This is a genomic window from Nonomuraea sp. NPDC050328 (genome assembly GCF_044459405.1).
Taxonomy (GTDB): Bacteria; Actinomycetota; Actinomycetes; order Streptosporangiales; family Streptosporangiaceae; genus Nonomuraea.
Genome location: NZ_JBITIW010000006.1, coordinates 439,528 through 454,539, shown reverse-complemented (window position 1 = coordinate 454,539; position 15,012 = coordinate 439,528). Strand labels below are relative to the sequence as shown.

Annotated in this window: 14 protein-coding genes; 12 read left to right on the top strand and 2 right to left on the bottom strand. The window is 73.6% G+C overall.

Features of this window, described 5'->3' with window-relative positions; all coding sequences use genetic code 11:
* Positions 1-114: 114 nt before the first annotated feature.
* A complete protein-coding gene (locus ACIBG7_RS24765; protein ID WP_357927661.1) occupies positions 115-360 on the bottom strand; it encodes a hypothetical protein in 246 nt (81 codons plus the stop codon).
* Positions 361-397: 37 nt separating this feature from the next.
* On the opposite strand from ACIBG7_RS24765, the gene ACIBG7_RS24760 reads away from it, so the two are divergent.
* The 11 genes from ACIBG7_RS24760 (at position 398) to ACIBG7_RS24710 (ending at position 12,994) form a co-directional block, all read left to right on the top strand.
* The gene (locus tag ACIBG7_RS24760; RefSeq protein WP_357927663.1) at positions 398-919 is read left to right on the top strand and encodes a shikimate kinase; all 522 of its coding nucleotides are present in this window, start codon (positions 398-400) and stop codon (positions 917-919) included.
* Between the two features lie 47 nt (positions 920-966).
* The gene (locus tag ACIBG7_RS24755; protein ID WP_397337710.1) at positions 967-4,359 is read left to right on the top strand and encodes a protein kinase; all 3,393 of its coding nucleotides are present in this window, start codon (positions 967-969) and stop codon (positions 4,357-4,359) included.
* An 83-nt stretch (positions 4,360-4,442) separates the two neighbouring features.
* Positions 4,443-5,570: an acetyl-CoA carboxylase biotin carboxylase subunit family protein gene (locus tag ACIBG7_RS24750; protein WP_397337709.1), complete on the top strand. Its 1,128-nt coding sequence runs from the start codon at positions 4,443-4,445 to the stop codon at positions 5,568-5,570.
* A 34-nt stretch (positions 5,571-5,604) separates the two neighbouring features.
* Positions 5,605-6,705, top strand: a complete 1,101-nt coding sequence (locus ACIBG7_RS24745) for a winged helix DNA-binding domain-containing protein (protein ID WP_357927668.1) — start codon at positions 5,605-5,607, stop codon at positions 6,703-6,705.
* 1 nt (position 6,706) lies between these two features.
* Positions 6,707-7,618 (top strand): sugar kinase, encoded by a 912-nt coding sequence (locus ACIBG7_RS24740; RefSeq protein ID WP_397337708.1) that lies wholly within the window; start codon positions 6,707-6,709, stop codon positions 7,616-7,618.
* Between the two features lie 27 nt (positions 7,619-7,645).
* The gene (locus ACIBG7_RS24735) at positions 7,646-8,515 is read left to right on the top strand and encodes a DUF4429 domain-containing protein (RefSeq protein ID WP_357927670.1); all 870 of its coding nucleotides are present in this window, start codon (positions 7,646-7,648) and stop codon (positions 8,513-8,515) included.
* 85 nt (positions 8,516-8,600) lie between these two features.
* Complete coding sequence (locus ACIBG7_RS24730) at positions 8,601-9,290, top strand: VIT1/CCC1 transporter family protein (protein ID WP_357927671.1); 690 nt, start codon at positions 8,601-8,603, stop codon at positions 9,288-9,290.
* Positions 9,291-9,336: 46 nt separating this feature from the next.
* The gene (locus ACIBG7_RS24725) at positions 9,337-10,314 is read left to right on the top strand and encodes an AraC family transcriptional regulator (RefSeq protein WP_357927672.1); all 978 of its coding nucleotides are present in this window, start codon (positions 9,337-9,339) and stop codon (positions 10,312-10,314) included.
* Positions 10,315-10,442: 128 nt separating this feature from the next.
* On the top strand, positions 10,443-11,669 hold the full coding sequence (locus ACIBG7_RS24720) for a styrene monooxygenase/indole monooxygenase family protein (RefSeq protein ID WP_397337707.1): 1,227 nt from the start codon (positions 10,443-10,445) through the stop codon (positions 11,667-11,669).
* Positions 11,666-12,130: a flavin reductase family protein gene (locus ACIBG7_RS24715; RefSeq protein ID WP_357927675.1), complete on the top strand. Its 465-nt coding sequence runs from the start codon at positions 11,666-11,668 to the stop codon at positions 12,128-12,130. Before ACIBG7_RS24720 ends, ACIBG7_RS24715 begins: the two co-directional genes overlap by 4 nt.
* A gap of 72 nt (positions 12,131-12,202) precedes the next feature.
* Positions 12,203-12,994 carry an SAM-dependent methyltransferase gene (locus ACIBG7_RS24710; RefSeq protein ID WP_397337706.1) on the top strand — a complete coding sequence of 264 codons (792 nt, stop codon included), beginning with the start codon at positions 12,203-12,205 and terminating at the stop codon, positions 12,992-12,994.
* Between the two features lie 72 nt (positions 12,995-13,066).
* Here ACIBG7_RS24710 and ACIBG7_RS24705 read toward each other — a convergent pair whose 3' ends face one another.
* Positions 13,067-14,272, bottom strand: a complete 1,206-nt coding sequence (locus tag ACIBG7_RS24705; protein WP_397337705.1) for a hypothetical protein — start codon at positions 14,270-14,272, stop codon at positions 13,067-13,069.
* 128 nt (positions 14,273-14,400) lie between these two features.
* On the opposite strand from ACIBG7_RS24705, the gene ACIBG7_RS24700 reads away from it, so the two are divergent.
* The gene (locus ACIBG7_RS24700) at positions 14,401-14,985 is read left to right on the top strand and encodes a hypothetical protein (RefSeq protein WP_397337704.1); all 585 of its coding nucleotides are present in this window, start codon (positions 14,401-14,403) and stop codon (positions 14,983-14,985) included.
* Positions 14,986-15,012: the final 27 nt, after the last annotated feature.

Genomic DNA, 15,012 nt, shown 5'->3' with positions numbered 1-15,012 from the left:
TCGTCCCGCCGGACCGAGCCGGTCCGCCCGGCTCCGGCGGGACGAAGGAAAACCGGCCGACCTGGAGTGGTCGGCCGGCCGAGGGGGGCGGGCGGGATCGGGGCGATCGGGGGATCACACCTCCGGGTCCACGATGCGGCGCTCCTCGTACACGGTCTCGCGAGTGCGCTCCGGCGCGGTGGGATGCACGATCTCCCTCGTCACCCGCACCCGGTAGAGGCCGAAGAGCATCATCGCGATACCGCCGATCATCAAGATGACGCCGACGATGTTGATGTCCAGGCCCGCGATGTCGAACTCGACCGCCCAGGTGAGGATGGCGCCGAGCATGATGAGCACGATGCTTCCGGCGATTGTCATCGGATTACCTCCTTAGCACCGAGGAACTTCTATCCCCATGTCGAAAAACAAACCCGTCGTGGTGATCGGCCTGATGGGCTCCGGTAAGACGACCGTCAGCACACTGCTGGCCCGTGCCCTCGACCTGCCCCTGAGCGACAGCGACCCCTGGTTGCGCGACCATCACCGGGCCACGGCCGCCGAACTCGCCGCCGGCCAGGACCCGTCCGTCCTGCACGCCCGCGAGGCCGCGCACGTCCTGGAGGCGTTGCGCAGGCCCCAGGTCATCGCCGCCGCGGCGAGCGTGGTGGAGGACCCCGGCGTACGGCAGGCGCTGCACGACAGCGGCGCCTTCGTCGCCTGGCTCGACGCGCCCGACGCCGTGCTCCGCGAGCGCATGAAGTCGGGCACGCACCGCCCCGGTTTCGACCCGGCGGTGATGCGGGCGCGGCGGCAGCCGTACTTCGAGCGGGTGGCCGACGTGAAGGTCGACGTCGGCTCGAAGACGCCGGAACAGGCGGCCGAGCAGATCCTCCAAGCCCTGGTTTCGGACAGCCCGAAGCCCGGGATCACCGAATAATCGGACAGAACCAATCGCGGAACGAGAGCATCTAAGCTGCAGTGACGATGCGCTTGCTTCCCGGGGATCCGGAGCGACTCGGCGGCTATTGGCTGGCGGGGCGGCTCGGCACGGGCGGCCAGGGCATCGTCTACGAGGCCTATGACGAGCAGGGCCGGCGCTTCGCGGTCAAGGTCCTGCACTACGGCGTGCCCGACCAGATGGCGAAGGAGGCGCAGGCGGCCGGCAAGGTCGCCTCCTTCTGTACCGCCCGCGTGGTCGAGGTACGCCTGGAGGGGCCGCAGCCGTACCTGGTCAGCGAGTTCGTGGCCGGGCCTGATCTGCGCCGGGCGGTCCAGCGGCAGGGCCCCTACCAGGGCGGCGCGCTGGACCGGCTGGCCGCGGCCCTGGCCACCGCGCTGGCCGCGGTGCACCGGGCCGGCGTGGTGCACCGCGACTTCAAGCCGGAGAACGTGCTGCTCGGCCCGGACGGGCCGCGGGTGATCGACTTCGGCGTCGCCCGGCTCGGCCAGACCTCCAGCACCGGTTTCGCCGCCGGGACGCCCACCTACATGGCCCCCGAGGTGTTCACCGGCGCGCGGGCGAGCGCCGCCTCCGACGTCTTCGCCTGGGGCGGGGTGGTGCTGTTCGCCGCGACCGGCGAGGACCCGTTCCAGGCCGAGAGCCTGGGCGGGGTGATGCACCGGGTGCTGACCGTCGATCCCGACCTCGGCCCGTTGCGCGGGCCGCTGCGCGAGCTGGTGGGCCGCGCGCTGGCCAAGGACCCCGGCGAGCGGCCCAGCGCCGAGGAGCTCCTGCTCGGCCTGCTCGACCGCGGGGCGAGCCAGGAGGAGGATCCGGAGCGGGCGGGCTTCGCCGACCTGGCCCCGCCGCCGGATCCCGCGCCGGCTCGGCCGCTGGGCGAGCGCGCCGAGGAGCTCTACGCCACGCTCACCCCCGCCCAGCAGGAGGCGCTGCCCGGCCTGCTGTTGCGCATGCTCGGCGAGGACTCCGTCCGCCCGCTGCCCGCCGCCGAGATCGACGATCCCGAGCTCATCTCACGACTGACCGAAAAGGGGCTGCTGCTGCGGCGCAGCATCCCGGTCCCGCCCACCGACACCGAGACCGGCAAGCTCGTGGCCGTCGGCGACGGCTCGGTCGTGCCGGCCAGCGCCGCGCTCTTCCACGCCTGGCCGCGGCTGCGCGGCTGGGTGGCCGAGGACCGCGACGGCCTGCCCACCCACCGGCGGCTCCGCGAGGCGGCCCGGCGCTGGGCCGAGCGCGACCGGCGGCGGGCCGACCTGCTGCACGGCTCCGCCCTCGACGAGGCGCTCACCTGGGCGGCGACCGGCCGCCGGCATCTGGCGCCGAACCGGCTGGAGCGCGACTACCTGGCCGCCGCCCGCGCCCAGGCCCGTCGGCGCGGCCGGTTCCGTGCGATGGCGACGATCGGCCTGGCCGCGATGCTGGCCGTCGCGGTGGCCGCCTCGCTGCTGGTGCTGCACCAGCACGGCGAGCTGTCCGTGAAGCTCACCGAGGCCAACGCCCGGGCCATCGCCGCCCGCGCCGACAGCGTGCGCGGCAGCGACCCGCGCGCGGCGATGCGGCTGAGCGTGGCGGCCTGGAAGGTCTCGCCGGTCTTCGAGGCCCGCACCGCGCTCCAGCGTTCGCTCGCCCAGCCGGAGCTGGCCGTCTTCACCGACCCCGAGGCCGACACCGGCGCCCGCTACCAGCTCGCCGACGACGGCCGCGGCCTGGTCAGATGGCTCGGCGACCGGGTCACCCGCTGGGACGTGGCGACCGGGGCCCGGATCGCCGACCACACCGTCCCGGCCGACCTGCAGCGCGCCAGCGAGCTGAGCCCCGACGGCGCGCTGATCGCCGGGGTGCGGGACGGCGCCACCCGCGTGCTCGACCTGGCCACCGGCCGCCAGGTCGGCGAGGGGCTGCCGGCCGGCGACTACGTGTGGCTGTACGGCGGGCGGCTGGTCACCGTCACCGCCGCCGACCGCGACCGGCTCTACTCGGCCACCACCGGCGACGAGCTGCTCGACGTGACCGGCAAGGCGGTGACCGCCTCGGCCGACGGGCGCTGGGTGTGCGTGGCCGACCACACCGGCCGGGTCGAGCTGTGGGAGGTCGGCACGCGCCGCCGTACCTACTCCGGGAAGGTCGAGCCGCCGGTCACCCGCGAGGCGGGGCCGCCACCGGCGGCCTTCAGCGCCGACGGGCGGCGGCTGGCGATCGTGGGCAGCCAGGGCACCGTGCTGGTCGACACCGCCAAGGGCCGGGCCGAGCCCGAGCTGCTGGCCGCGACGGCGGCCACCGCGCCCGCGTTCAGCCCGGACGGGCGCTTCCTGGCGATCGAGAGCCAGGAGGGCTTCGACCTGTGGCGGCTGTCCGACGGCCACCTGCTGGCCGGCTACCCGGCCGACGAGGCGGGGGGCGACTTCGCCTTCTCCGCCGACGGCCGGCGGCTCACCTACCTCAAGGACGGCGGCAGCGTGGTCTCGCTGGACGTCTCCGGCGCGGTCGAGCGGCCAGACCCGCGGCCCGAGCTGGCCGCCGACAGCGCGGTCACCACGCTGTCGGCCGACGGCAAGGTCGTCGCGGCCGAGGCCGGGGCGACGATCGAGCTCACCGACGCCGAGCTGCGCCGGCCGCTCGGCCGGATCGAGGCCAAGGGCGCGCCCGCGTTCGCGGCGGGCGGCAAGGTCATGGCGATCGCCGGGGACCCGGTCACCGTCTGGACGGTCGCCGACCGCACCCGCATCGCCCAGCTCGACGTGGGCGAGTACCGCACCACGATCGCCCTCTCCCCCGACGGCGACACGCTGGCCGCGGCGGGCAACCAGGACGTGCAGGTCTGGGACGTGCGCGCGGCCAAGCTGACCCGGACGGTGCGCAGCGAGCGCGTCACCGCGCTGGCCTTCTCCCCCGACGGCCAGACCCTCGCCGCCGGGGCCGACCTCATCCACCTGCCGACCGGGCGGGTGGCTCGCGACAAGGCCGGGGTGGCGCGGCTGGCGCCGACCTCGATCGCCTTCTCCCCCGACGGCCGCAGCCTGGCCTACGGCCTGAACGACGGCCGGATCCAGCTCTGGAGCGTGGCCGAGCGCCGCGAGGCGGGCAGCCTGGCGGCCGGGGAGAACGTGAACGCGCTGCGCTTCTCCCCCGACGGCCGGCTGCTGGCGGTCAACGGCCGCTGGGTGCGGCTGTGGGAGGTCACCACGCTGCGCGAGCTGGGCCAGGTGCCGATCGGCCAGTACTCCAGGGAGCTGGCCTTCAGCCAGGACGGCCGCCGGCTGCTGGGCGTGCTGCCCGACGGCTCCGTCCAGGACTCGCCGGTGGATCCGGCGCTGGCGGTGGCCGAGGTCTGCGAGCGGGCCGGGGGCGGGCTCAGCCGGCAGGAGTGGGAGCGGTGGATCCCGGAGACGGCCTACCGCACCGACCTGTGCTGAGCGCAGACCGCGACGAATCCGGGTCTCGCTCGTTGAGACCGGGTGGACGCTGAAGCCGCGACCGGGGGGCCGGAGGGAGACGCATGCGGGTGGTGATCGTCAGCCGGGGGGATCAGGCGCCGGGGCTTGATCACAGGGACAACGACGTGGCCTACGTGATCAGCGGGGGGCCGCAGGTCATCCCGTGGGCCAGGCACATCGAGGACGTGGGGGACCTGTCCGATCCGGCCCTGGTGCTCAAGGCGGCCGGGCTGTGCGTGACGGCGCTCGGCGGGGTGGACGCGATCGTCGTGCTGGACCCGAGGGACCTGTACCTGGGCGGGCTGCTGCGCGAGCGCCTGGAGGTGCCCGGCCACTCGCTGGCCTTCCTGCGCGGCGTGCTGGACGACGCGGCGGCCAAGGAGCGGGTGGCCGCGGCCGGGCTGTCCGCGCCGCGCTTCGCCCAGGCGGCCACGATGGCGCAGGTGCGCCGGTTCGTGCAGGAGCTCGGCAGCGCGGCCGTGGTCAGGCCGGCCGGCGGGCGGCCGGTGGTCGTGCCGTACGGGCTCGACCCGGCGATCGTCTTCGGCGCGCCGGAACTCGGCCCGGCGCTGGTCGAGGAGTTCGTGCCGGGACCGGTCTGGCACGTGGACGGGCTGGTCCACCAGGGGCAGCCGCGCTTCGCCCGGGCCTCGCGCTACCTGGGCACCCGTTACGGCTACGAGCGGGGCGAGCCGCTGGGCTCGGTGGAGCGGTCCGACGCCGAGGCCGAGACGATGACCGCCTTCGCGCTGGCCTGCCTGCGCGCGCTCGGCGTGGCCGACGCCGTCTTCCAGGCCGAGCTGGTGCAGGCCGAGAGCGGCCCGGCCTTCCTGGGGCTCGACCTGCATCCCGGCGGCCCCGCGGCCGAGGTGTTACGGGAGGTGCACGGCGCCGACCTGGCGCGGGCGTGGATCGGCGCCCAGCTCGGCCAGGCGCCCGGACCCTTCCCGCCTCCGGCCGAGCACGCCGGCTACCTGCTGGTCCCGGGCCGGCCCGGCCGCACGCTGCGCTGGGCGGTCGCCCTGGCCGGCCGCCTGCCCGGCCTGTACGGCGAGGCCGTCCCGCCCGCCGGTCACCTGTTCCAGCCCGGCGAGCCGGCCGGGGTGTTCCGCTTCCGGCTGCCCGCCGCCGCCGACGTGGAACGGTCGATCACGGCGGCGATCTCCGCCTTCACCTTCGAGAGCACCTGATCCCGCCGGCCGGCCCTTGAGTAGGGTGCTCGCCATGGATCCCCTCCTCAGCCGGCGGGCGCTCAACCGCGCCACCCTGGAGCGCCAGTGGCTGGTGCGCCGCTCGAACCTGTCCGTCCTCGACATGGTCACGCATCTCGCCGGCCTCCAGGCGCAGACCCCGCACACCTGGTACACCGGCCTGTGGAACCGCATCGAGGGCTTCACCGCCGAGGCCGCCTCCGACCTGCTCGCCTCGCGGGACCTGGTCAGGATCGCGCTGCAGCGCAGCACCATCCACCTGGTCACCGCGGACGACTGCCTGGCGATGCGGCCCCTGCTGGAGCCGCCGACCGCGCGGATGACGCGCACCACCTTCGGCAAGAAGGTGGCCGGGGCACCGGAGGCGGAGCTGGCCGAGGTGGGCCGCCGGCTGGTCGAGGAGCGGCCGATGACCTTCGCCGAGCTGGGCCGGGCGTTGCACGAGCACTGGCCGGAGGCCGACGCGCACGCGCTGAGCATGTACGTGCGCTGGCTGGTTCCGCTGGTGCAGGTGCCGCCGCGCGGCCTGTGGGGGCGGAGCGGCCCGATCGCGCACACCAGCGCGGAGTCGTGGATCGGCCGCGAGGTGCCTCCGATGAGCCTGGAGGAGTTCGTGCGCCGCTACCTGGCCGCCTTCGGGCCGGCCTCGGTGATGGACATGCAGACCTGGTCGGGGCTGACCCGGCTGAACGAGGTCTTCGCCGGGATGGACCTGCCGCGCTTCCGTGACGAGAACGGCCGCACGCTGTACGACCTGCCGGACGCGCCGCGCCCCGGCGAGGACCTGCCGGTGCCGGTGCGGCTCATGTACGACTTCGACAACCTCTTCCTGGGCCACGCCGACCGCAGCCGGGTCATCGACGAGCGCACGGCCGAGGTCTCGGCCGGGTTCGTGCGCGCCAACGTGATGTGGCGCATCGTCCTGGTCGACGGCTTCCCCGCCGGCGACTGGACGATCGCCGGCGCCAAGGGCACGACGACGCTGACCATCCACCAGTGGCGGCCCATCCACGATCTGGACGCCGTCGCCGCCGAGGCCCGCCGCCTGCTTGACTTCCTGGCACCCGGCGACCACCACGAGATCGCCGTGACCGACCAGCCTTCGAGGATCTGACATGCTCGTGACCTTCGGCGAGACCATGGCGCTGTTCGTCGCGCGCCGCACCGGCCCGCTGCGCTTCGCCCGCGACTTCGACCTCGGCATCGGCGGAGCCGAGTCCAACCTGGCCATCGGGGTGACCCGGCTGGGCGGCGAGGCCGCCTGGATCGGCCGGGTCGGCGCCGACGAGTTCGGCGACCTGATCCGGACGACGCTCCGGGGGGAGGGCGTGCGCACGCACGCGATCACCGACGACGAGGCGCCGACCGGGCTGATGATCAAGGGCCGGCGCACCGCCGACCTGATCGACGTCCGGTACTACCGCCAGGCCAGCGCCGGCTCGCGGTTGTCGCCCGATGACCTCGACCCGGAGCTCATCCGCTCGGCCCGGGTGCTGCACGTCTCGGCCATCACCCCGGCGCTGTCGGCCTCCGCCCGCCAGACCGTACGGCATGCGGTCGAGGAGGCCAGGGCCGCGGGCGTGCTGGTCTCGCTCGACGTCAACTACCGCCGGGCGTTGTGGTCGCCGGAGGAGGCCGGGGCCTGGTTGCGCGACATCGTCGGCGAGGTGGACGTGCTGTTCGCCACCGAGGAGGAGGCCCGGCTGATCAGCGACGAGCCGGGCAGGCTGCCGCCGCGGCACGTGGTGCTGAAGTTCGGCGCCAAGGGCGCGATGGAGCACTCCGACGGGGTGGAGCGGTGGGCCGAGCCGTACCGGGTGACCGAGGTGGACTCGGTCGGGGCGGGCGACGCCTTCGCGGCGGGCTGGCTGGCCGAGTGGCTGGCCGGGGCCGAGCCCGAGCAGCGGCTGAGCACCGCCTGCGCGGCCGGGGCGTTCGCGGTGACCTCGCAGGGCGACTGGGAGAGCCTGCCCCGCCGGTCGGATCTGCGGCTGCTCACCGGCGGCGGCGACGGGGTCAGCCGCTGAGCCCGTTGTGCTCCTAGACTTGTCCACATGTCCGAGATCATTGGCTCCGACGGCACGTGGACGTTCAACGGCGAGGTCCTGCGCATCGTCCCGGGCATCGGCTCGGGCGTGCACGAGCTCCGCAAGACGCTGGGCGAGCTGACGATCCCGCTGGAGGCGATCGCCGGGCTGGCCTTCGAGCCCGGGCGGAAGGGCGGGCACCTGCGGCTACGGCTGCGCAAGGGCGCCGATCCGCTGAGCGAGGCGGTCGCCGGCGGGCTGGGCGCGCCCGCCGACCCCTACCGGCTGGCGGTGCCGAAGGACCGGCGGGGCGCGGCGGACTACATGGTGGACGAGGTCCGCGACATGCTGCAGGTCTACCAGGTGCCCGCGGGGCCGTGCGAGCACTACCTGCTGCCCGCGCCGGAGGTGCCGATCACCGCCTCCGCGGGCGATGCCACCGTGACCTTCGACGGCGAGTGGGTGCGGCTGGTCTGGACGTGGCTGGCCGCCTCGGCGAAGGAGGCGGCGGGGCCGCAGGAGTACCGGCTGTCGGACCTGACGGGGGTGGAGTGGAGCCCGCTGTCCGGCGTGGGGTACGGCAGCCTGCGGTTCCGGGTCAAGGACGGCGGCCCGGACAAGCGGCCGGACAAGGACCTGCGCTGCGTCTCGTGGGGCATCCAGAAGTTCGGCGGCACGACCGCGCTGGTGGCGGCGGCGGTGCTGGCCCGGCTCGACCGCGGCCCGGCGAGCCTGGAGGCGGCCCCGCCGGCGCTCGCCCCGGCCGAGCCGGCGGCCGACCACGACGCGGTGTTGCGCCGCCTGGCCGAGCTGGGCGAGTTGCACCGCGCCGGGGTGCTCACCGACGAGGAGTTCGCCGCCGCGAAACAGGGGATGTTGCGGCGTCTGACGGATTAGCCCAGGTCAAGCCCCGTTTTTCGGGGACTTTGGCTAGGCTCTCCTCGCTTGCGGATCATCTTTTCCCGCCATACCGTCACAAATCATGAAAGAGCACCACCACCGCGACGTGACCGGCGGCTGGCTCCGACCCGCCGTGTTCGGCGCGATGGACGGCCTCGTCTCCAACTTCGCGCTCATCAGCGGCGTGGTCGGCGCGGGCGCCACCGGCACCGTCGCGGTCGTCACCGGGCTGGCCGGCCTCGTCGCCGGCGCCTGCTCCATGGCGGTCGGCGAGTACACCTCCGTCGCCTCCCAGACCGAGCTGACCAAGGCCGAGATCGAGAACGAGAAGGCCGAACTGGCCCGCAACCCCGAAGGCGAGCTGGCCGAGCTGACCGCCCTCTACCGCGGGCGCGGCCTCGACGCCGAGACCTCGGAGAAGGTCGCCCGCCAGCTCACCGCCGAGCCCGAGGTCGCCTGGCGGGTGCACGTGCGCGAGGAGCTCGGGGTCGACCCCGACGACCTGCCCTCGCCCTACCTCGCCGCGGGCTCCTCCTTCGCCGCCTTCGCGGCCGGCGCCGCCGTACCCGTGCTGCCCTTCGCGCTCGGCGCCACCGGCCTGCTGGTCGCCGCCCTGGCCAGCGTGCTGGGCCTGCTGCTGGCCGGCGGCATCGTCGCCCGGCTGACCGCGCGGCCGTGGTGGGCCGGGGCGTTGCGCCAGCTCGTGCTCGGCGCCTTCGCCGCCGCGGTCACCTACGGCATCGGCAGCGCGGTGGGAGCGAGCCTGGGATAGGTATTTTTACCTGGAACGAGGCCCGTTCCCCGGCCGATGATCTGGTGTGCTTCTCGGCAACCGGCCCGTCTTCGCGAGCACCGACCTGGACGAGGTCCGCGACGAGGTGGGCAAGATCTTCTGCCCGCACCGCCTGGACCTCACCGGCCAGGCCGACCTGCTCGCGGCGCACTTCAACTCCGTCCAGCTCGGCTCGGTCCGCGTCAGCTACCTCGACTACGGGGCCGACGTGCACATCGAGCCGGGCGACCTGGAGACCTTCTACCTGGTCATGATCCCGCTCGCCGGGCGCAGCCTGATCCGCGCGGGCGACCAGGAGATCGTCTCCACCCCCGCGCTGGCCTCGCTGCCCTCGCCCACCCGGCACCTGGACATGCGCTGGGCGGCCGGCTGCCCGCAGCTCATCGTCAAGTTCGAGCGGCACGCCGTCGAACGCTCGATGGAGCAGCTTCTCGGCGAGCCGCTGGACCGGCCGGTCGTCTTCGACCTCGGCGTGGACCTGACGACCGGCTGGGCCCGGGCCTGGCGGGGCATGGCCGACCTCATCGTGCGCGAGGCCGAGCACGACGACGGGCTGCTGTCGCAGCCGCTGGCCGTCTCGCACCTGGAGAACGCGCTGCTCACCTCGCTGCTGACCGGCCAGCCCTCCACCTACCTCGACCGGCTCACCGCGCCCCGGCCGCCCGCGCTGCCCAAGGTGGTGCGCCGGGCGGTGGAGTTCGTGGAAGGTCACGCGCACCTGCCGCTCAGCACCGACGACATCGCCCGCGCGGTCGCGGTCAGCAGCCGCTCGCTGCAGGAGGGCTTCCGCGCCCACCTCGGCCTCACCCCGATGGCCCACCTCCGGCGCGTACGGCTGGCGCGCGTGCACGAGGAACTGGCGACGGGCGACCCGGCCCGGCTCACGGTGACCACCGTCGCGGCCCGCTGGGGCTTCCTGCACCAGGGCCGCTTCGCCGCCCTCTACCGCGAGGCCTACGGCCGGCCGCCGTCGGAGACCCTGCGCCAGGGCGTCCCGGTCTGAGCCCGCGGCCGGACTCCGCGTCTGGTGGATGAGACCCGCGCTCAGTGGATGGCCCGGCCCGGTGGCCGGGCCGTACCTTCGAGTGCAGGCGCCGCCACCCACCCTCTCACCAGCAAGGAGACCCACCCATGCGTAGCATCCTCGTCGTCGGCGCCGGTCAGGCCGGCCTCCACCTGGCCCTCGGACTGCTCCAGAAGGGCTACGACGTCACCGTCGTCGGCAACCGCACCGCCGAGGGCATCCGCGACGGCCGCGTCATGTCCGGCCAGGCCATGTTCGGCACCGCCCAGGCCTGCGAGCAGGCCCTCGGCCTCGACTGGTGGACCGGCGAGTGCCCGCCGATCGACGGCATCGAGCTGTCGGTGCCCGCACCGGACGGGCGGAGCCGGGCCCTGCACTGGTCGGCCCGCCTGCACGCCCCGGCCCGCTCGGTCGACCAGCGGATCAAGATGCCGGCCTGGATGGCGGAGGTGGAACGGCTCGGCGGCAAGTTCCTGCTGCACGACGCCTCCCCCGCCGACCTGGAGCGGTACGCCGAGCGCCACGACCTCGTGCTGGTCGCGGCCGGGAAGGGGCAGATCGCCTCGCTCTTCGAGCGTGACGCGGCCCGCTCGCCGTACCAGGCGCCGCAGCGGGCGCTGGCGGTCACCTACGTGCACGGCCTGCGCCCGCGCGAGGAGCACTCGGCGGTCTGCTTCAACCTGATCCCGGGCGTGGGCGAGTACTTCGTCTTCCCCGCGCTCACCCGCACCGGCCCCTGCGAGATCATGGTCTTCGAGGGCGTGCCCGGCGGGCCCATGGACTGCTGGGGCGACGTGCGCGGCCCCGCCGAGCACCTGGCGCGCAGCCGCGAGATCCTGGAGCGCTTCCTGCCGTGGGAGGCCGAGCGGTGCGACGGCATCGAGCTGACCGACGCGGGCGGCGTGCTGACCGGGCGGTTCGCGCCGACGGTCCGCCACCCGGTCGCGGTGCTGCCCTCCGGCCGGCCGGTGCTGGGCGTGGCCGACGTGCTGGTGCTCAACGACCCGATCACCGGCCAGGGCAGCAACAACGCCGCCAAGTGCGCCGACGTCTACCTGCGCGCCATCGTGGAGCGCGGCGCGCAGCCGTTCGACGCGGCCTGGATGCGGCAGACCTTCGAGCGCTTCTGGAGCCAGGCTCAGCACGTGACGAGCTGGACCAACACCCTGCTCGCCCCGGCGCAGCCGCACCACCTGGCGCTGCTCGGCGCGGCCGGGCAGGTCCCGGAGATCGCCTCCCGCTTCGTCAACGGCTTCGACGACCCGGCCGACTACGGCGACTGGTTCCTCGACGCCGGCAAGGCCGAGGCCTACCTGAGCCGGGTGGCGGCATGAGAGCGCTCCGTGACGCCTTCGGGCAGTTCGCCACCGGCGTGGCGGTGGTCACCGCGGTCAGCCCCGAAGGCGAGCGGGCCGGGGTCACGGTCAACTCCTTCACCTCGGTCTCGCTCGACCCGCCGCTGGTGCTGTGGTGCCTGGCCGGCCGGGCGCCGAGTGCCCGGGTGTTCCTGCGGGCGGGGCACTTCGCGGTCAACGTGCTGGCCGCCGGGCAGGACGAGCTGTCGCGGCGCTTCGCCACGCCGGCGGCCGACAAGTTCGCCGGGGTCGAGCTGCTGGCCGCGCCGCTGCCCATGCTCGCCGGGGCGCTGGCCACCTTCGCCTGCCGTACCGTGCGGGTGCTGGACGGGGGCGACCACCACATCTTCGTGGGCGAGGTCGAGGACTACCGGCGGTCCGGAGGGGAGCCGCTGGTCTTCCATTCGGGCCGCTACCGGGAGTTCGCGCCGGCCTGCTGATCGTCTGCCCTCGCCGCGGAAAATCCGTCATAGTGGGGACGGTTCGGGGATTCCAGGCGAGGGAGGACCGGCGTGAGCCGCGAGCACGAGATCGACCCGAGCATCCCCAGCGTCGCTCGGATGTACGACTACTACCTCGGCGGCAAGGACCACTTCCCGGCCGACCGGGAGGCCGCCGAGAAGATCGTCGCCCTGGTGCCCAGCGTCCGGCAGATCGCCCACGACAACCGCGCCTTCCTCGGCCGGGCGGTGCGGTTGCTGGCGGCGCGGGGCGTCACCCAGTTCCTCGACATCGGCTCCGGGCTGCCGACCCAGCAGAACACCCACCAGATCGCCCAGTCGGTGGCCCCCGAGGCCCGCGTCGCCTACGTGGACAACGATCCCGTGGTGCTCTCGCACGGGCGCGCGCTGCTGGCCGACCACGTGCACACCATCGTCGTCGACGCGGACATGCGCGCGCCCGACGAGTTGCTGGCCCATCCCGAGATCCGCGGCCTGCTCGACTTCGAGCGGCCGGTCGCCGTGCTGCTGCTGGCCATGCTGCACTTCGTCCCCGGCCGGGAGGAGCCCGCGCAGATCCTCACCGCCCTGCGCAAGGTGCTCGCGCCGGGCAGTTACGTGGTCGTCTCCAACGCCTTCGCGGGTGAGGTGGACCCGGCGCGGTTGCGGGCCGGGGAACGGGTGTACGCCGGGACCAGCGCGGGCGGCGTGCACAGCCGCACCGCCGCCGAGCTCGCGGGCTTGACCGAGGGGTTCGAGCTGCTGGAGCCGGGCATCGTGCCGGTGGACGCCTGGCGGGTGCCGGAGGCGCGGCCCGACTTCACCAAGCCCGGCCTGCTCGGCCTCGTGGCGCGGGTGAACTAGCCGGTTCCTGGGCAGTGGCCCACCCGGCGCCCGGGCCGCTCGACCGGCCCGGGTGCCCCTGGGTCCAGGGGCTCAGCGACGCGCTCGGCGCAGGGACTCGACCGGGTGCGGTCCCTCGGTCTCCAGCCGGTACTCCTCGCCTGACTTGTCGCGGTTGTCGGCGATGACGCGCTCGCTCGGCGGCTCCTCGCCACCGTGGATCTGCTCCTGCAGCCGCTCGAACCGCTCGTGCATGTCACGCACGTAACCGGTGCCGATCGTGGTGAAGTCGATCTGCGTGGCCAGCAGCTCGCGCACGAACTCCTTGTTCGGCTCGAACGTCACCGGCGCGGGCAGCCTCGGCGAGACGACCTCCTGCACGTCCCGGCCGTCGTGCCGCTTGAACAGCTCGACCGCCAGCCGCAGGTGCTCCAGCTCCATGTTGAGATGCAGCTCCCAGACCGCCCTGACCTTGGGGTCGGTCTCGGTCTCCATGAAGGAGTAGTACAGGTAGCACTCGTTGTACTCGTGGTTGACGAGCATCTCCCACCACGTCTCACCCGGGTCGACCAGCGACTCGTAGTGCGTGACGTGCTCCTCCTCGATCAGCCCGATCTCCTGGTAGAGCTGGCGGGCGATGGGCTCCATGTACATGGGGCCCACGTTCATGTAGAAGTTCATGGTCTGCTGCTCGGCGGCCATGATGGTCAGCGCGTGCAGCTTCGAGATCGGGTCCACCGCGCTCTTGTCGTACGGCTGGCGCACGTTGTCCACCGGATGACGGTGATGCAGGATCGTGGGCCGGCCCGGCATGACCTCGGTGAGCTGGGCGACCACGCTCTCCGCCTTGCGGTGCTCGATCATCTCGAACAGGTTGGCGTAGCGGTAGAGATGGTCGAAGTCCTCCAGGACGCCGAACTGGTAGGCCTGCTTGAGGTAGGGATCCGGCTCCATCCGGGCGACCCAGCTCGTCAGGTCCACCGCCACCTGCTCGTAGGCGAGCGTGGTCTCCAGCACCGACGACAGGCCCGGCAGCAGCCAGTTGACCGCCTTCTGCTGCTGCGCCTCCAGGTAGCGGACGTGCGCGAGCTGCTGCTTGATCGCCGAGTCCGGGCAGTGCCGGGCGAGCTGGTGGCTGAACATGATGGCCTCGACCTCGATGCCGTTCATCGCGATGATCCGGCACCGCGTGTACGGATCGGCGTGGTCGGGGTCGATGGGGGTGACGTTCAGCTCCCGCCAGTTGCTTAGTTGCCGGTCGAGCGGGATGCCCCGTTCTTGAAGGGGGTTGAAGGTCATGAGCGATGCTCCTTCGCGTCGGCTCGAACCCTTGGCGCTACCCGGAGGGGCTTGCTCAATCCTCACTTGGGCAGAAGGCCAGCCCCAGCCGTCGTCCGGCGGCCCCCCAAGGTTTCGCGGAGGTTCCCATGACCGTGCGCCGCGCCCTCGCCGTCCTGTCGTGCCTGGCTGTCACCGGGTGCACGGGGCTCACCTACGACCTCGACGACGTCACCCGCTTCCACCGGCCGCAGAACGACGGGGCCAACGTCAGCGTCCGTGACCTGCACGTGCGCAACGTCTTCCTGCTCGGCGGGGAACCCGGCGCGTCCCCGGCGAGCGAGCTGCCGCTGTTCGCGGTGATCGTCAACGGGGGTGTCGAGGCCGACCGGCTGACCGGCGTCGCCACCGAGGGCGGGTCGGTACGGCTGGCCGTACCCGGCGAGCTTCCGCCCGGGCACGTGCTGGGCGCCGGGGAGCGGCCGATCGGCACGGCGTCCGGGCTCGGCGCAGGCGAGCCGGTGGCGATGACCTTCACCTTCGAGCGGGCCGGGCGGGTGCGGGTGCTCGTGCCCCGCAAGGAGCGGGCCGGCCACTTCACCCACCTCACCCCCACCCCGCCCACCGGCGGAACGCCGAGCCCTTCAGCCGGGGAGACGTCCGGCGGGACGCCGAGCCCGGTGCCTTCGCCCTCGGGGCCGGTCGCCTCGGCCAACCCCTCCCCCGGTGGCTGAGCCGCGGCCCCCGGCTCCCGCGGGAAT